Source organism: Streptomyces sp. 351MFTsu5.1, assembly GCF_000383655.1.
Lineage (GTDB): Bacteria > Actinomycetota > Actinomycetes > Streptomycetales > Streptomycetaceae > Streptomyces > Streptomyces griseorubiginosus.
Window position 1 is genome coordinate 39815 of the sequence record NZ_KB911787.1, and the last position, 15225, is coordinate 55039.

The following is a 15225-nucleotide window of genomic DNA, read 5'->3' on the forward strand; positions in this document are numbered from 1 at the left end:
GTCGATGCGCCTCGGTCCCGTTCGTCGGTGGGGTGTAGGAAGCTCATGAGGACCGGGAGGAACCATGAAGTACATGCTGCTCGTCTGCGGCGACGACACCAACGACGCCTCGGACATGGCCCCCGTCGAACCCTGGGTCGACGAGCTCGGCGACCGTGGCGTACGGCTGCACGGGCACCGGCTCGCCCGGCCCGCCGACGCGGTCACCGTGCGGGTGCGCGGCGGTGAGGTGCTGCGCACGGACGGCCCGTTCGCGGAGACCAAGGAGTACGTCGCCGGCTTCGACATCCTGGAGTGCGGCAGCCTGGAGGAGGCGGTCGAGGCCGCCGCCAGGCACCCCGTGGCCACCGTCGGAGCCATGGAGATCCGCCCGTTCTGGGAGGACGAGGACGCCGAGGGCGAGATCCGGCGGCTGGACGCCGAACTGACGGACGCGGCCCGCGCCGGGGACGTCGAGCGGGCGCTCGCCTGCTACGCACGGGACGCGCAGGTCGTGGCGGACGGTCGCGCGGATCTGGGCGTCGAGGCACTCCGCAAGGCATGGTCGGAGACCGGACCGGTCACCCGCGAGGTCCTGGAGTTCGGGCTCCACGTCGACGAGAGCATCGCCTTCGGTCACGCCCTCGTCCGCACCGACGGCAGGCTGCGGCGCGTCACCACCGGCTACCGCAACGCCGGCCCGCGCTGGCTGATCGTCCACGAGCACGTCACGGAGGCCACGTCATGAAGTACGTCCTGCTGATCTGCACCCCGGTCGACGGTGAGGAGCTCAGCCCCGCCGAGATCGCCGAGGACCCCCGCTTCACCTCGTACATCCACGAGGTCCGCACCCGGGACCTGGTCAAGGGCGGTGCCCGGCTGCGTCCCGCCTCCGACGCCACGACCGTGCGCGTCCGGGGCGACGAGGTCCTGCTCACCGACGGCCCGTTCATCGAGTCCAAGGAGTACATCGCCGGCATCGACATCATCGAGGTCGCCGATCTCGACGAGGCGATCTCCCTCGCGTCCCGGCACCCGGCGGCGCTCAGGGGCGGCTCGGTGGAAGTGCGGCCCGTGTGGGAGTGACCCCGGAGGAAGCCGTCGCCGCCGCCTTCCGTGAGGAGTGGGGCCAGGTCGTCGCCACCCTGATCCGGGTGACCGGCGACTGGGACCTCGCCGAGGAGTGCGCGCAGGACGCCTTCGCCCAGGCCCTCGACCGGTGGCGGCGCGACGGAGTCCCGCGCCGCCCCGGCGCCTGGCTGACCACGACCGCCCGCCACCGGGCCATGGACGTGCTGCGCCGGGAGGCCGTCGGAGCGCGGAAACTGCAGGAGGCGGCGATGCTCACGGCCCCCGAGGAGCCGTACGACGACAGCGGGGTCCAGGACGACCGGCTGCGCCTGATCTTCACCTGCTGCCACCCCGCGCTGCACATCGAGGCCCGGGTCGCCCTGACCTTGCGCACCCTCGCCGGGCTGACCACCCCGGAGATCGCCCGCGCCTTTCTCGTCCCGGAGGCGACGATGGCGCAGCGCCTGGTGCGCGCCAAGAAGAAGATCCGCAACGCGGGCATCCCGTACCGCGTGCCGCCGGCCCATCTCCTGCCGGAGCGCACCACGGGCGTGCTCGGGGTGATCTACCTGCTCTTCAACGAGGGGTACGCGGCCACGTCGGGCGCCGATCTCGTACGGCGGAGCCTGTGCGCGGAGGCGATCCGGCTGGCCCGGGTCCTGGCCCGTCTGATGCCCGACGAGCCCGAGGCCCTCGGCCTGCTCGCGCTGCTCCTGCTGCACGACGCCCGCCGGGACACCCGCGTGGACGCCGACGGCGACCTCGTCACCCTGGAGGACCAGGACCGCACCGCGTGGGACCATGCCGAGGTCGAGGAAGGCGCCGGGCTCCTGGAGACCGCGTTGCGCCGGGGCCGCCCCGGGCCGTACCAGATCCAGGCGGCCATCGCCGCCTGTCACACCACGGCACCCACCGCGCAGGACACCGACTGGGCCGACATCGCCGCCCTCTACGGCGAGTTGCAGCGCTTCGTGCCCTCGCCCGTGGTCCGCCTCAACCGCGCGGTGGCCGTCGGCATGGCCCAAGGAACCGACGCGGGACTGGAGTTGGTCGCCGAGCTGGAGCGGGAGGGCGAACTGAGCGGCTATCACCTGCTCCCGGCCACCCGCGCCGACCTGCTGCGCCGCGGCGGCCGTACGAGGGAGGCGGCCCGGGCGTACGAGCGGGCGCTGGAACTGGTGGAGAACGACGCCGAGCGCGGCTTCCTCGAAAGGCGTCTCGCGGAGTGCCGGTCGGCGTAGAGGCGGGGGTTCAGGAGGCGGTGGCCCGGGTCCGCGCCTCCGCCTCCTTCGCGATCTCCTCGAACCGTGCGCCCATCTCGGCCGCGAGGGCCTGCGCGGCCGACAGCGGGCGGACCATCACCATGAACCGGTCGATCAGGCCGTTCTCGTCGAGATGGATGAAGTCGCAGCCGTCCAGGGCCCGTTCGCCCACCCGCGTCGAGAACACCAGGGCATGGTCGCGGCCGTTCGCGCTGCTCAGCTCGCTCACGTAGCGGAAGTCCTGGAAGACCTTGACCACCGCGTTCAGGATCGCCGCCGTGATGGCCTTGCCCTCGTACGGCTTGAACACCACCGGGCTCGTGAAGACCACGTTCTCGGCCAGCAACGCCTCGACGGCGGCGAGGTCGCCCGCCTCCACCGCTTCTCGGAACGCTCGCATCGGTGGCTCCATCCATAGTCAATTAATTGAGTAGGTGCGGAGTAGATTAGTCACTCTGCTGTTAGCGTGTCCACATGTCGCTCAAGTACGCCGTCCTGGCGGCCCTGCTGGAGGGTGAGGCCTCGGGCTACGAACTGTCGAAGGTCTTCGACGTCTCCCTGGCGAACTTCTGGCCGGCGACCCCGCAGCAGCTCTACCGGGAGCTGGAGCGTCTCGCCCAGGACGGGCTGATCGAGGCGCGGGTGGTCCAGCAGGAACGCAGGCCCAACAAGCGGCTGTTCACGCTCACCGAGACCGGCCGCCGGGAGCTGGGCACCTTCGCCGGCGAACCGCCCCGCAGGCCGGCCGCCCTCCGCGACGAGTTCCTGATCAAGATCCAGGCCATGGACGGCACCGACCCCGAGGCCACCCGGGCCCTGTTCGAGGAACGTCTGTCCTGGGCGCGCGGAAAGCTCGCCCGCTACGAGCGCGTACGTGAACGGTTCCTGGACGGCCGCACCGAGGCCGAGTACCTGCGGGACGCCGAGCGTATCGGCCCCTATCTCACCCTGCTGGGCGGCATCGCCCTGGAGAGCGAGACCGTGCGCTGGTGTGAACGCGCGCTCGTGATCCTCGAGGCGCGCGCCGCGCACACCTGACTCGCCTAAGCTGTCGCGATGTTCAGCCCAGAAGGCCCCAGCCTCCGCGAACTCGCCGTCCAGGCGCTGTCGTCCGTCGAGCGCGGCTACGACCTGCTCGCCCCCAAGTTCGACCACACCCCCTTCCGTACGCCCGACTCCGTCCTGGACGCGGTGGCGTCGGCACTCCGCCGGCTGGGCCCCTTCGACGCCGGGCTCGACCTGTGCTGCGGCACCGGAGCCGGGGTCGGGGTGCTGGCCCGGGTCTGCCAGGAGAGTGTCACCGGCGTCGACTTCAGTGCCGGGATGCTCGACGTGGCCCGGGAGCGGACCGCTACACGGGGGCCGCGCGTGTCCTGGGTGCGGGGCGACGCGCGCGCCCTGCCGTTCGCCGACGGCTCCTTCGACCTGGTCGTGAGCTTCGGGGCCTTCGGGCACTTCCTGCCGCGGGAGCTGCCGGGCCTGTTCGCCCAGGCCCGGCGGGTGCTGCGGCAGGGCGGCTGCTTCGCCTTCCCGGTCGTCGCCCCGCCGCGCCCCTCCTCCCCGGCGTACTGGACGCTGCTCGGCTTCGATGCCGTGATGCGGGTGCGCAACGCCCTGTGGCGGCCCCCGTTCGTCATGTACTACCGCGACTTCCGGCTCGGGGACGTGCGGCGGGAACTGGAGTGGGCCGGGCTCGAGGTGGAGCTGCACGCGCTGCGCGAGTTCGGCGAGCGGCCGGACGGCAGTCCCCGGGTCCGGATGGTCGTGGCACGTCGGCCCGCCTAGTCGGTCAGGCCAGTCGGTCTGGATTTCCAACTTATTCGTTTGATTTTCCAACTCACCACGCTATGGTGAGGCGCGTGACCACCTCCACCGAGCACGAGAGCCGGATCGACCCCCAGTGGCGGTCCTGGGAAGGGGCGCACGGCGGCCATGTCGCCGCCGTCGCCCTGGCGGCCGTCCGCTCGCGGTTCGCCGGGGGAACCCGGCCGGTCCGCACACTGACCACGCACTTCCTGGCCCCGGCGGACGCCGGCCCGCTGCACGTCTCGGGGGCCGCGCCCGCCTCCGGGCGGCGCACCGCCGCCTGTGTCTTCACCGGCCACCAGGACGGTCAGCCGGTCGTCGTCGGCTCGGCCCTGTTCGGCGACGGGCGGCCCGGAGTGGCGTACGACGGACAGCCGGCCCCGCACGTGCCGGGCGCGGACGACTGCCGGACATTGCGGCTGCCCGGCCATCTGGCGCCCTTCGCCCGGCAGTTGGAGATACGGCAGGCCGGACACAGCCTGCCCCTGGCCGGCGGCGACCGGGCCGAGCTGCTCGCCTGGGTGCGCTTCCTGGACGGCCGGCCGCTGGACGCACCGGCGGTCGTCACCCTCACCGATGTGCTGCCGCCCGCGCTGTACGCCGTCTGGGACGCCCCGCGCCCGGTGCCGAGCGCGGAGCTCACCGTCCACTTCACCGACGCCCTCGACGAGGGTGAGGGCCTCCTCGGGGGCTGGGCCCTGGTCCGGATCCGCACCGACCACGCGGGCGCCGGATGGGCCGTCGACGACAGTGCCGTCTGGGCCGCGGACGGCCGCCTCCTCGCCCTGGGCCGTCAGTCCCGCGTGGTGCGCGGCGCGCGTCCGTAGCGCCGCCGACCGGGATCCGCGGTCACAGTGCGCTGTACAACGCGTCGACCAGGGCCTTCTTGCGCGGATCGTTGGCGATGTGGGGGCCCATCCGGTTCATCACATACCCCAGGGACACCCCGGACTCCGGGTCGGCGAGGCCGCACGAGCCGCCGAAGCCGTCGTGTCCGAAGGCCCGCGGATTGGGCCCGTACGAGCCCTCGGCCCCGCTGAGCCACAGCCCGAGCCCGAGTTCCGTGTCGTTCCCCAGACCGGCGCCGAGCACCAGGTCACGGCAGCTGCCCTGCCCCTCGCGCACCCGCTCGGCCGCCTCCCGGGACAGGACGCGGTGACCGCCCCAGGAGCCCCGGCCCGCGAAGATCCCGTAGAGCGCGGCGACGGCCCGGGCCGTGCCGTGGCCGTTGGCGGCGGGGATCTCGGCGGCCCGCCACTCCGGCGTGTTCGCCTCCGCCGCTCCCGCCACCGGGTTGGTCAGCGCGGCGATGGCGGCCGGCGCCAACTGGGCGAAGACCGCTGCCTGTTCGCTGGTCGACACCACCGGCGGATGCACCAGCTCGGCGGCCCGCCCGGCCTCCTTCTCCGGCAGGCCGATCGTGAAGTCGATGCCGAGCGGCCCGGTCACGTCCCGCTCCAGGAAGGCACCGGGCAGCAGCCCCGAGACCCGTCGGACGACCTCCCCGACCAGGAAGCCGTACGTGAAGGCGTGATAGCCGGACACCGTGCCGGGCTCCCACCAGGGCTCCGTCGCCGCCAGCCGCTGTGTCGTCAGCTCCCAGTCGCAGAGCTCGGCCAGGGAGTGGGGCTCACGCAGGCCGGACAGCCCGGCCCGGTGCGAGAGCAGGTGCCGTACGAGCACCTTCTCCTTGCCCGCCGCCGCGAACTCGGGCCAGTACACGGCCACCGGGGCGTCGAGGTCGAGCAGACCCCGGTCGGCGAGGAGGTGGGCGCACAGGGCGGTGGGGCCCTTCGTCGTCGACCACACGTTGACCAGCGTGTCCCGCTCCCAGGGGCGGGTGCGGGCCGCGTCGGCCCAGCCGCCCCAGAGGTCCACCACCGTCTCGCCGCCGACCGAGACGCTCACCGCGGCGCCCAGCTCGGCACGGTCCCGGAAGTTCTCCTCGAACGCCGTCCGTACCGCCGTGAAGCGGGCGTCGCAGTGGCCGTGGACAACTGACTGGTGCTCGGACATGGGTCCTCCGTCGTCGCCGGACGTCCGGGCCGCCACGCCGCGACCCGGATCCGCCGAACATACCGACTGGTCGGACCGGGGGGAAGGTGTCAGGCGCGACTCACGCGCGGGCGCGCAGCCAGCGCAGCTTCGCCGCCTCCTGGTAGGGGCCGCCGCCCTCGTGGTCGTTGAAGTCGTAGACCTCGATCTGCTTGTCCTCATGGCCCCAGGCGTTGAAGGCCGCGAAGACGGTGGAGGGCGGGCAGGTCTGGTCCTCCAGGGCCGCCGAGAAGAGCGCGGGCGCGCGGCCGCGGCTCGCGAAGTGCACGCCGTCGAAGTAGGCGAGGGTGCCCAGGACGTCCTGGAAGCGGCCGCGGTGCGTCTTGAGGTAGAGACCGATCTCCCGGTACGGATGCCGGTCCGTGATCGTCGTCGCGCGCGGGAAGTCGCACAGGAACGGCACGTCCGGCGCGACCGCCGCAAGGTCCGGCAGCAGACCGCCAAGCGCGATCGAGATGCCCCCGCCCTGGCTGCCGCCGAGCACGACCGTGCGCGCGGAGTCGGTCAGCGGGTGCGAGCGGGCCGCCTCCACCGCGCGCACCGCGTCGGTGAACACCCGCCGGTAGTAGTAGGTCTCGGGAGCGTCGATGCCCCGGGTCATGAAACCGGGATACGCCGGGGCGCCGCCCTGCGGGTCCGCGGTGCCGCCACCGCCGCCCCAGGCGCTGCCCTGCCCCCGGGTGTCCATCACGAAGTGCGCCCGGCCCGAGGACGCCCACAGCAGATGCTCGTGCGGCAGTCCGCGTCCGCCGCCGTATCCGATGAACTCCACGACCACCGGCACCGGCGCGGAGACCTCGGCGGGGATCGTGAACCAGCCCTTGACCGGCTGGCCGCCGAATCCGGCGAAGGTCACGTCGTACACCTTGACCGTGGACAGGCCGGTGTCGACGAACTCGAAACGGGCGTCCAGGTCGTACTCGCGGGCTTCCTGAAGAGTCTTGGACCAGAACGCGTCGAAATCCTCGGGCTCGGCGGACTCGCTGCGGTACTCGCGCAGTTCGTCGAGGGGGAGGTCGAACAGTGCCATGCAGGACCGCCTTTGCGAAGGGACGTGCGGGATGATCACACCGTACGTGCGTGGTCGGACGAATCGCCAGGCCTTTGCATGATCGCCCGACGATCGGCCGACTATGGCCCCGCCCCGTTGACAGCCCGTGATCCGCTGGTCAGGACACCGGAGCGCTGGCCGTGGAGGGTGCACGGGAGAGCGCGGGCGGTCGTCGGGCCGTCGGAAGTGATCGGGTCACCGCCGGCGTGCGGAGACGCTGGTCCGGTGCGGGTTCAGGCCCGGCGGCGGGTCCACTGGGGCTCGGTGAGAGCCCAGTCGCGTTCCCACTCGCTGAGCCGGTGGCGGTGGGCGGCGGCCCGGACGAGGGAGTGACCGAGCAGGATCACCGCGACCGCGCCGCCCGCTCCGCAGGCCCCCATCGTCAGGGTGTGCTGCCAGATCGCGGTCTCGTCGGGCGGCGGGGCCACACTCCGGCCGCGGGAGTCGAACCACACGTCGACCCTGTCGCCCCGGTCGGTACCGGCCGGAACCCGCGCGGTGGCCGTCTTCGTCGCCCCGGCCTCCGTCCAGCGCACGGCCACCCGGTACGGGCGCTCGCGTCCGCCCTGGACCGTGGGCGGCGAGGCCGGCACCTCGCCGGTCACCTCCGCGCGCACCCGATGACGCTCCGCGCGCTGCTCCTCGGCCACCGCCCGTGCGTCGCCATGGGCCCACCAGCCCACAACCGCACCCGCCAGCGGGGCCGCCAGCAGCAACAACACCGCGACGGCCAGGACCGTCCACGCCTCGACGACGTCCGACCGACGCCTGAGCGGATTGCGCCGCCAGCGCCAGCCGCGCACCCGGGTTCGCATGTCGACCTCCGCACCACGCACGCCTGTGAGTGGTCACAAAGATGTAGTACCCCTCAACCGGCGTCGTTCACTTGTGGGGGAGTGCGCCTGCACACGGAGTGCACACACGCGTCTCCTGTCAGCCGAACCGCTCGATCCGGATACGGTCCACCGGCTGCCCCGCCGCCAACAGAAGCCGCGAGGCGTGCTCGGCGAACGCGTTGGATCCACACACATAGGCCTCCCACCCATCATCAGGCTGTTCGGCCAGGAGTGCCGCCACATGGGCGGCCGTCATACGTCCTACCGGCACCCCTTCCGGCGCGCTCCGCGTGAACACGGTCGTGGTCTCGGCGCCGAACTCCCGGGCGTAGATGAGTTCCTGCGGCCCCCGCGCCGACACCAGCAGCCGCAACGGCACGGACAGTCCGCGCGCCCGGTGGTGCCGCACCATCGACATCAGCGGGACGACCCCGGACCCGGCCCCGATCAGCAGCGCGGGCCGATCACCGGGCCAGGCGAAGAAACCGCTCAGCGGCCCCCGCACCTCGACCTCGTCACCGGGCGCGGCCTGCGTGTGGAACCAGCCGGACACCTCGCCGCCCTCGACGCGGTCCAGGGTCAGCTCGACGTGCCCCGTGTCCTCCGGCGGGGACGCGATCGAGTAGTGCCGCTGGGCGGTGTAGCCGTCCTCGGCGGTGAGCCGCAGCATCAGGTGCTGGCCGGGCAGATGCCCCTGCCAGTCGGGCACCGCGAAGCGGAACGTGGACGCGTACGGCGTCTCCCGGCGGATCTCGGTGAGTGTGGCGGTCTGCCACAGCGCGGCCGACCGGTTGCTGACGGCGATCCGTCCGGGCACGGCGAACCGCGTCGCGGGCACGAAGGTCTCAGTCACCGGCGTACCTCTGCTCCTCCCACGGGTTGCCCCGCGCGTGATAGCCGTTCTGCTCCCAGAAACCGGGTTCGTCGTGGTCGAGCAGGGTCAGGCCCGCGACCCACTTGGCGCTCTTCCAGAAGTACAGGTGCGGCACCAGCAGCCGCGCCGGGCCGCCGTGTTCGGCGGGCAGCGGCTCGCCGTCGTACTCCCACACGATCCAGGCCCGCCCGCCGGTCAGGTCCGCGAGCGGCAGGTTCGTGGTGTACCCGGTGTGCGCGTACGCGACGGCATGGGTGGCCGACGCATGGGGCCGCGCCTCGGCCAGGAACGCGTCCAGTGAGACCCCCGCGAACCGCACACCGAACTTCGACCAGCTCGTCACGCAGTGGATGTCACCCTCGTAGGCCGACGACGGCAGCTCGTGCGCCTCGTCCCAGTCCCAGGTGCGGGGCTGTTCGACCAGCCCGTCGACCCGGAACGTCCAGTCGGCCGGCGACAGGTCGGGGGTGACCTCGGCGGAGAGCACGGGCCAGTCGTCGCCCGCGTCGTACTGGCCCGGTGGCAGTCCGGGGTTGTGGACGCGGGGGCGTCCGGTGAAGCCTCGGGTGACGTTCATGCACCCACCGTACGCTCTCGCCCCTGGTGCTCCGCCCCAGGTCAGTGCCCCGATCATTGCGGCCGTGTGAACAGCGCGCGGCTGCGGGAATAGCCGCCGCGCGCCGCTCCTTGGCGCTGGAGTGCCGGGTCGCTGCCCCGGTGACGGCACGAGGAGAGTGAGGAAGCAGATGCCCAAGGCGTACGTCTTCACGCGGTACGGCGGTCCGGAGACCGAGGCGTTCGTGGACGTGGACCGGCCGAGCCCCGGACCCGGTGAGCTCCTCGTCGCGGTGCGGGCGGCGGGTGTGAACCCGGTCGACTGGAAGATCCGCTCCGGTTACCGGCGCCCCGGCGACAGCGGCGAGCGCGTCTTTCCCGCCGTGTTCGGCAGCGAGGTCTCCGGTGTGGTGGCGGAGACCGGCGAGGGTGTCGAGGGATTCGCGGTCGGGGACGAGGTCTTCGGCAGCACGCTCACCGGCGGCTACGCCGAGTACGCCCTGCTGCCGGTCGGCATCGCCGCGCACAAGCCGGCCGAGCTCTCCCACGCGGACGCTGCCACGCTGCCCGTCGCCGCCGCGACCGCCTACGACGGCGTCCGCCAGCTCGACCTGCCCGAGGGGGCCACGCTGCTGGTCACGGGTGCGGGCGGGGGAGTGGGCGCGGCCGCGGTGCAGATCGCGCGGGCCCTCGGCCTGAAGGTCGTCGGTGTCTCGAGCGACACCAAGAAGGAGTTCGTCGAGTCGCTCGGCGCGGTCCATGTCGCCTCCGGGCCCGGCTGGGCCGAGCGGGCCCGGGCGGCCGCACCGGACGGCGTCTACGACCTCGTGGGCGGTGAAGTGCTCGTCGAGGCCGCCGAGTTGCTCGCCGACCGGACGAAGCTGATCACCGCCGGGGCACCGGAGGAGGACGTACGACGGCTGGGCGGCGCCCGCGTGATCCGGGCCCGCGACGCGGCCGTACTGGAGGAGGTCGCGCGGCTCGTGGTCGCCGGTGACCTGGACCCGCACATCACCGGAACGTTCCCCCTCGACCGGGCGGGCGACGCGCTGCGCACGGTCGAGGAGGGCCACGCCCGCGGCAAGACGGTGATCGAGGTCGCCGGATGACCGACGACACCCCGAACGTGCTCACCAGCGGCGACGTCCGGCACGTCGACGGCAGCGATGCCTCACGGGCCGACAGCGGCGGCGCGCTCCACGGCCTCGCCGCCACCGGCGCCCTGCACGTCCTCGACAACCCCGCCCTCGCCTCCCTCACCGGTCCGCACGCCCACTTCGCCGAGAAGCGCGGCCGGGTCCTGCGCTACCCCGTCGACGTGTCGCCGTGGCTCGCCCTGCCCGACGAGCCCGACGCCGGCGACTGGGCCGACCTCGCGGCCCAGGCAGGTCCCGGCGCGGAGGTGATGCTGACGGCGTACGTAGGCGCGGTGCCGGAGGGCTGGGAGATCACCTTCCACGTCGAGGGCGTCCAGCTGGTGGACGACGGCGTCGCCGCCGCACCCGACCCGGAGGCGGTCCGCCTCGGCCCCGCCGACGTGCCCGAGATCCTCGACCTGATCGCCCGCACCCAGCCGGGCCCCTTCCTGCCCCGCACCGTCGAGATGGGCACCTACCTGGGCATCCGCAGGGAAGGCGCCCTGATCGCGATGGCGGGGGAGCGGCTGCACCCACCGGGCTGGACCGAGATCAGCGCGGTCTGCACCGACCCCGCCGCCCGCGGCCAGGGCCTCGCGACCCGACTGATCCACGCCGTCGCGCACGGCATCCGGGAGCGCGGCGAGACACCCTTCCTGCACACCGGAGCCCGCAACACCCACGCCATCCGGCTCTACGAGTCCCTCGGCTTCCGGCTCCGCCGCAGGACCGCCTTCCTGGCGGCACGCGTGCCCGAACGGTCGCCGGAGGCGGTGTCGTAGCGCCCTTGGGGCGGACCGGACCGGCAGAGGCCGTCAGCAGGACTCCTCAGCCGGCACGGGACCAGGAGTTGTACCGCACGAGATACCCGGCGAACCGCTCCAGGTCCTCCTCGGACCACTCCGCCAGCCGCTCACCCACCGCGGCCCGGCGGCTCACGGTGACCTGGCCGAGGATGCTCCGGCCCGCGTCGGTCAGATGCAGCACCTGGACCCGGTGGTCGGCCGGGTCCGGGCGCCGCTCGATGAGCCCGGCCCGCTCCAGCGCGGCGACCTGCCGGCTCACGGTGGACTTGTCCAGGGCGTAGTGGGCGGCCAGGTCGGTGGCCCGGCAGCCGTCCCGCTCCTCCAGATGTCCGAGAAGGGTGTACGACACCAGGGACAGCTCGGGGTGCAACCGGCCCGCCGAGGCCCGGGCCCGCCGCGCGAACACCGTCATCTCGTGCTGGATCGTCTCCACGGCCCTGTCCGCCGCTCGCATAGGACCTCCCTCGTCGCACTGGTTGCACAGTACAACTCATCATGCCCTGGGGTAGGGTGGCCGTCCGGCCGCGGGAGGTCCCGGCCGTGAGGTACCGAGGGGGTGAGACCCATCAACGCTGTGTCAGATCGGGTGCTCGCCTCTCGCATCGGCGCGGATCACCGCCGGTAGGTGACCGCTGGAGCGCCCTTCGGCTCTCGAAAGGCCCCCGGCTTCCATGCCTTCCCTGTCTCCCCGCTTCCCGTCCGGCGACTCGGTCGTCGCCGCTCTCCGCACGGCCGGCTGCGTCTTCGCCGAGGACGAGGCCCGGTTGATCCTCGCCGCCGCCCGTACCCCTGACGAACTGGCCGCCATGGTGGACCGCCGCGTCGCCGGCCACCCCCTCGAACTCGTCGTCGGCTGGGCGGAGTTCCGCGGACTGCGGATCTCCGTGGCCCCCGGCGTATTCGTGCCCCGCAGACGCACCGAGTTCCTCGTCGAGCAGGCCCTCGCCCAGGCACCGGCCGCCTCGGTGGTCCTGGACCTGTGCTGCGGCTCGGGTGCCGTCGGCGCGGCCCTCGCCGCCGCGCTCGGCCCGGTCGAACTGCACTGCGCCGACATCGACCCGGCCGCCGTGGAGTGCGCCCGCCGCAACACCGCCGGGGCCGGCGGCCACGTCCACACGGGCGACCTCTTCGAGGCCCTCCCCGCCGACCTGCGCGGTCGCGTCGACATCCTGGCGGCCAACGTCCCCTACGTCCCCACCGAGGAGGTCGCCCTCCTCCCCTCCGAGGCCCGCGACCACGAACCGCTGGTCGCCCTGGACGGCGGCACGGACGGCCTGGACCTCCTGCGCCGGGTGGCCGCCGAGTCCCTGAACTGGTTGTCCCCGGCCGGCTGCCTCCTCGTCGAGACCAGCGCCCGCCAGGCTCCCGCAGCCGTCGACGCCTTCACCCGCAGCGGCCTGGCGACCCGCCTGGCGGTCTCCGAGGAGCTCCACGCCCAGGTCGTGATCGGCACCCGGGCGTAGCGGCGCAGATCACGCCCAGTCCGGGGTCCAGGTCCCGGTGTCCGGGAGGTCGGGCCGGGTGCGGTGGAGGTGGGAGCGGAGGGCGTCGAGGACCGGGTGGGCGTTGTCGGCGCGCCAGATCAGGGAGTGGGGGTAGACCGGTGTGGGCCCGTGCACCGGGATGCGCCGCAGGTCCTGGTCGGACGGCCAGACCAGCCTGGTCAGCTCGCCGACCAGCGTGGCCAATGCCGGTGAGTCGGCGATGGTGTCGAGGAGGGGGTCGGTGCCGAAGTCGGGCCCGGTGACCTCGATGGTCAGGCCGAAAGCGGCCGCCAGGTCGTCGTAGTAGGTGCCCCACTCGGTCCCGGTGACCAGGCCGGGCATCCAGATCCGGTGCCCGGCCAGCCGGTCGGGTGTCACCGAGCGGGCCGTCGCGAGCGCGTGGTCGGGGCCGGTGAGCAGCTGGACCGGTTCGTCGTAGACCCGCACCGACTCGATGCCGTCGGCCGACAGTCCCCGGGCATGGGGGACGGCACGGAAGGACGCGTCGATCGTGCCGGACCGGAGCGCGTCCAGGGCCGCGTCGGCGTCGAAGAGCGTGACCACGTCGAGCTCGACGCCGGGATGGGCGCGGTGGAAGGCGCGCAGCAGCTCGGCGGGGGCGAGCCGGCGGCCGATCACGTCCACCCGCAGGGCGCGGCTGCCGGGCCGAACCGAGGCGGCCGCCCGCTCCGCGGCCCGGAGCAGGTCGCGGGCGTGCGGCAGGAACGCCTGTCCGTCGATGGTGAGCCGGGCGCCGCGCGGGGTGCGGGTGAACAACCGGGCCCCGAGATCCTTCTCCAGCGCGGCGACCCGCTTGGACACGGCCTGCTGGGTGACCGCCAGCCGGTCCGCGGCATCCTGGAAGCGGCCCGCGTCCGCCACGGCGACGAACGTGCGTACGGCGTCGAGATCCATGCGGGTAGCCTAGGCCGCCCTCGGTACAACCCGGGGTTGTGCCGATTCGCCGGACCGGTTGTTTGATCTGCGGGACCGTACTCGGTTGGATGGCGCCGGTTCAACGCGGGGTTGTCGACGAAGGGGTGGGGCGTGGGCGGGAGGCGGTCGCTGGGGCGGCGGTTCGGGTGGCTGTGGGCGGCCTACGCGGTCAGCGCGTTCGGTACCTCGCTGTCCTTCGGTGCCTTCCCGATGATCGCCGTCCTGGTGCTGCACGCCGGCCCGGCCGCGGTGTCCCTGCTGGCGGCCGCGGGCCTCGCCGTGGGGGCAGCGGTGGCGGTGCCGCTCGGACCCTGGGTGGAGTTCCGCCGCAAGAGACCGGTGATGGTCGCGATGGACCTCACCCGGTTCGCCGCCCTGCTGAGCCTCCCCGTCGCCTTCGCGCTCGGCGTGCTCGGCTACGTCCAGCTCCTGGTGGTCTCCGTGGTGGTCGCGGCGGCCGACATCACCTTCACCGCCGCGTCCGGGGCCTTCCTCAAGTCGCTGCTCGACCCGGAGGACCTGCTGGTCGCCAACGGGCGCTTCGAGGCCACCAACTGGACCTCCATCGTGGTCGGCCCGCCCCTCGGCGGTGCCGCCGTCGGACTGTTCGGTCCGGTGACGACCGTCCTGGCCGACGCGGTCAGCTATCTGCTGTCGGCTCTTGGCCTGCGCGCGATCGGCGGCGGCGAGACGCCACCCGCCCCGACCGGCGCTCCGAAGGGTTCGCTCCTGGAGGGCTGGCGGTACATCCTGGCCAGCCCCGCGCTGCGCCCGCTGTTCTTCAACACGGTCCTGGTCAACGCCCTGATCATGGTGCCGGTGCCGCTGCTCACGGTCCTCATGCTCGGCCCGCTGGGCTTCGCGCCCTGGCAGTACGCCCTCGCCTTCTCGGTGCCCTGCCTCGGCGGTCTGCTCGGCTCCCGGATCGCCCGCCCCCTGGTGACCCGGTTCGGGCGGCACCGGGTCCTGCTCACCTCGGGGGTCCTGCGTGCCTGCTGGCCGCTGGGCCTGGCCTTCGTCGGTCCGGGTACGACGGGTCTGCTCCTCGTCATGGTCGTCGAGCTGGGCGTGATCACCTCCTGTGCCGTCTTCAACCCGGTGTTCGCCACCCACCGCCTGGAGATGACACCGACGGACCGGGTGGTCCGCACCCTCTCGGCCTGGTCGGTGACCGGCAAGCTCCTCACGGCGGCCCTGACCGCCCTGTGGGGCCTGCTGGCCGGCCTCACCGGAACCCGCGAGGCCATCGCCCTCGCCGGCCTCCTGCTCCTGGCCACGCCGTTCCTGCTGCCCCGCCGGCAGACGCCCCCGCAGGAGACACTCCGGGACGCCGCCCTGCCGTCGTCGGCCCCGTCCCCGTGACACGGACCGCCG

General features: G+C 73.1%; 18 protein-coding genes. 10 read left to right on the top strand and 8 right to left on the bottom strand.

Annotation, left to right across the window (positions count from 1 at the left end; genetic code table 11):
* Positions 1 to 64: 64 nt before the first annotated feature.
* The 3 genes from H295_RS0126965 to H295_RS0126975 are packed head-to-tail and all read left to right on the top strand — an operon-like array spanning position 65 to position 2291.
* Positions 65 to 727, top strand: coding sequence for a YciI family protein (locus H295_RS0126965; protein WP_020138471.1), 663 nt, complete (start codon positions 65 to 67; stop codon positions 725 to 727).
* Positions 724 to 1065, top strand: coding sequence for a YciI family protein (locus H295_RS0126970; protein ID WP_020138472.1), 342 nt, complete (start codon positions 724 to 726; stop codon positions 1063 to 1065). The genes H295_RS0126965 and H295_RS0126970 overlap by 4 nt, the downstream gene beginning before the upstream one ends.
* On the top strand, positions 1062 to 2291 hold the full coding sequence (locus tag H295_RS0126975; RefSeq protein WP_020138473.1) for an RNA polymerase sigma factor: 1230 nt from the start codon (positions 1062 to 1064) through the stop codon (positions 2289 to 2291). Before H295_RS0126970 ends, H295_RS0126975 begins: the two co-directional genes overlap by 4 nt.
* A gap of 10 nt (positions 2292 to 2301) precedes the next feature.
* Here the strand turns inward: H295_RS0126975 and H295_RS0126980 are convergent, their stop codons facing one another.
* Positions 2302 to 2712, bottom strand: coding sequence for a nuclear transport factor 2 family protein (locus tag H295_RS0126980; RefSeq protein ID WP_028809790.1), 411 nt, complete (start codon positions 2710 to 2712; stop codon positions 2302 to 2304).
* Positions 2713 to 2786: 74 nt separating this feature from the next.
* Here H295_RS0126980 and H295_RS0126985 point away from each other — a divergent pair, with 74 nt between their 5' ends.
* From H295_RS0126985 to H295_RS0126995, 3 genes are all read left to right on the top strand, one after another.
* Entirely contained in the window at positions 2787 to 3350 is a 564-nt protein-coding gene (locus H295_RS0126985; RefSeq protein ID WP_020138475.1) for a PadR family transcriptional regulator, read from the top strand.
* Positions 3351 to 3368: 18 nt separating this feature from the next.
* On the top strand, positions 3369 to 4097 hold the full coding sequence (locus tag H295_RS0126990) for a class I SAM-dependent methyltransferase (RefSeq protein ID WP_020138476.1): 729 nt from the start codon (positions 3369 to 3371) through the stop codon (positions 4095 to 4097).
* A gap of 74 nt (positions 4098 to 4171) precedes the next feature.
* Complete coding sequence (locus tag H295_RS0126995) at positions 4172 to 4945, top strand: acyl-CoA thioesterase (RefSeq protein WP_020138477.1); 774 nt, start codon at positions 4172 to 4174, stop codon at positions 4943 to 4945.
* A gap of 22 nt (positions 4946 to 4967) precedes the next feature.
* On the opposite strand, the gene H295_RS0127000 is transcribed toward H295_RS0126995, so the two are convergent.
* From H295_RS0127000 to H295_RS0127020, 5 genes are all read right to left on the bottom strand, one after another.
* Positions 4968 to 6134 carry an EstA family serine hydrolase gene (locus tag H295_RS0127000; RefSeq protein WP_020138478.1) on the bottom strand — a complete coding sequence of 389 codons (1167 nt, stop codon included), beginning with the start codon at positions 6132 to 6134 and terminating at the stop codon, positions 4968 to 4970.
* A gap of 100 nt (positions 6135 to 6234) precedes the next feature.
* The gene (locus H295_RS0127005; protein ID WP_020138479.1) at positions 6235 to 7203 is read right to left on the bottom strand and encodes an acetylxylan esterase; all 969 of its coding nucleotides are present in this window, start codon (positions 7201 to 7203) and stop codon (positions 6235 to 6237) included.
* Positions 7204 to 7457: 254 nt separating this feature from the next.
* Positions 7458 to 8039, bottom strand: a complete 582-nt coding sequence (locus tag H295_RS0127010; RefSeq protein WP_020138480.1) for a hypothetical protein — start codon at positions 8037 to 8039, stop codon at positions 7458 to 7460.
* Between the two features lie 118 nt (positions 8040 to 8157).
* Positions 8158 to 8913, bottom strand: a complete 756-nt coding sequence (locus H295_RS0127015; RefSeq protein ID WP_020138481.1) for a ferredoxin reductase — start codon at positions 8911 to 8913, stop codon at positions 8158 to 8160.
* Positions 8906 to 9511 (bottom strand): sulfite oxidase-like oxidoreductase, encoded by a 606-nt coding sequence (locus H295_RS0127020; RefSeq protein WP_020138482.1) that lies wholly within the window; start codon positions 9509 to 9511, stop codon positions 8906 to 8908. The genes H295_RS0127015 and H295_RS0127020 overlap by 8 nt, the downstream gene beginning before the upstream one ends.
* Before the next feature lie 169 nt (positions 9512 to 9680).
* On the opposite strand from H295_RS0127020, the gene H295_RS0127025 reads away from it, so the two are divergent.
* Positions 9681 to 10598 (top strand): NADP-dependent oxidoreductase, encoded by a 918-nt coding sequence (locus tag H295_RS0127025; RefSeq protein WP_020138483.1) that lies wholly within the window; start codon positions 9681 to 9683, stop codon positions 10596 to 10598.
* Positions 10595 to 11407: a GNAT family N-acetyltransferase gene (locus tag H295_RS0127030; RefSeq protein ID WP_020138484.1), complete on the top strand. Its 813-nt coding sequence runs from the start codon at positions 10595 to 10597 to the stop codon at positions 11405 to 11407. Before H295_RS0127025 ends, H295_RS0127030 begins: the two co-directional genes overlap by 4 nt.
* Before the next feature lie 46 nt (positions 11408 to 11453).
* On the opposite strand, the gene H295_RS0127035 is transcribed toward H295_RS0127030, so the two are convergent.
* On the bottom strand, positions 11454 to 11885 hold the full coding sequence (locus H295_RS0127035) for a MarR family winged helix-turn-helix transcriptional regulator (RefSeq protein WP_020138485.1): 432 nt from the start codon (positions 11883 to 11885) through the stop codon (positions 11454 to 11456).
* 217 nt (positions 11886 to 12102) lie between these two features.
* On the opposite strand from H295_RS0127035, the gene H295_RS0127040 reads away from it, so the two are divergent.
* On the top strand, positions 12103 to 12894 hold the full coding sequence (locus H295_RS0127040; RefSeq protein ID WP_020138486.1) for a putative protein N(5)-glutamine methyltransferase: 792 nt from the start codon (positions 12103 to 12105) through the stop codon (positions 12892 to 12894).
* Positions 12895 to 12903: 9 nt separating this feature from the next.
* Here H295_RS0127040 and H295_RS0127045 read toward each other — a convergent pair whose 3' ends face one another.
* Positions 12904 to 13830, bottom strand: coding sequence for a LysR family transcriptional regulator (locus H295_RS0127045; protein ID WP_020138487.1), 927 nt, complete (start codon positions 13828 to 13830; stop codon positions 12904 to 12906).
* 132 nt (positions 13831 to 13962) lie between these two features.
* Between H295_RS0127045 and H295_RS43600 the strand changes: the two genes are divergently transcribed.
* The gene (locus H295_RS43600; protein WP_020138488.1) at positions 13963 to 15213 is read left to right on the top strand and encodes an MFS transporter; all 1251 of its coding nucleotides are present in this window, start codon (positions 13963 to 13965) and stop codon (positions 15211 to 15213) included.
* The last annotated feature ends 12 nt before the right edge of the window (positions 15214 to 15225 follow it).

Excerpts from the sequence above, each read along its gene's own strand:
- H295_RS0126965 (WP_020138471.1), top strand. The coding sequence starts at position 65 with ATGAAGTACATGCTGCTCGTCTGCGGCGACGACACCAACGACGCCTCG.
- H295_RS0126970 (WP_020138472.1), top strand. The coding sequence starts at position 724 with ATGAAGTACGTCCTGCTGATCTGCACCCCGGTCGACGGTGAGGAGCTC.
- H295_RS0126980 (WP_028809790.1), bottom strand. The coding sequence starts at position 2,712 with ATGCGAGCGTTCCGAGAAGCGGTGGAGGCGGGCGACCTCGCCGCCGTC.
- H295_RS0126985 (WP_020138475.1), top strand. The coding sequence starts at position 2,787 with ATGTCGCTCAAGTACGCCGTCCTGGCGGCCCTGCTGGAGGGTGAGGCC.
- H295_RS0126990 (WP_020138476.1), top strand. The coding sequence starts at position 3,369 with ATGTTCAGCCCAGAAGGCCCCAGCCTCCGCGAACTCGCCGTCCAGGCG.
- H295_RS0127000 (WP_020138478.1), bottom strand. The coding sequence starts at position 6,134 with ATGTCCGAGCACCAGTCAGTTGTCCACGGCCACTGCGACGCCCGCTTC.
- H295_RS0127005 (WP_020138479.1), bottom strand. The coding sequence starts at position 7,203 with ATGGCACTGTTCGACCTCCCCCTCGACGAACTGCGCGAGTACCGCAGC.
- H295_RS0127010 (WP_020138480.1), bottom strand. The coding sequence starts at position 8,039 with ATGCGAACCCGGGTGCGCGGCTGGCGCTGGCGGCGCAATCCGCTCAGG.
- H295_RS0127020 (WP_020138482.1), bottom strand. The coding sequence starts at position 9,511 with ATGAACGTCACCCGAGGCTTCACCGGACGCCCCCGCGTCCACAACCCC.
- H295_RS0127025 (WP_020138483.1), top strand. The coding sequence starts at position 9,681 with ATGCCCAAGGCGTACGTCTTCACGCGGTACGGCGGTCCGGAGACCGAG.
- H295_RS0127030 (WP_020138484.1), top strand. The coding sequence starts at position 10,595 with ATGACCGACGACACCCCGAACGTGCTCACCAGCGGCGACGTCCGGCAC.
- H295_RS0127035 (WP_020138485.1), bottom strand. The coding sequence starts at position 11,885 with ATGCGAGCGGCGGACAGGGCCGTGGAGACGATCCAGCACGAGATGACG.
- H295_RS0127040 (WP_020138486.1), top strand. The coding sequence starts at position 12,103 with ATGCCTTCCCTGTCTCCCCGCTTCCCGTCCGGCGACTCGGTCGTCGCC.
- H295_RS0127045 (WP_020138487.1), bottom strand. The coding sequence starts at position 13,830 with ATGGATCTCGACGCCGTACGCACGTTCGTCGCCGTGGCGGACGCGGGC.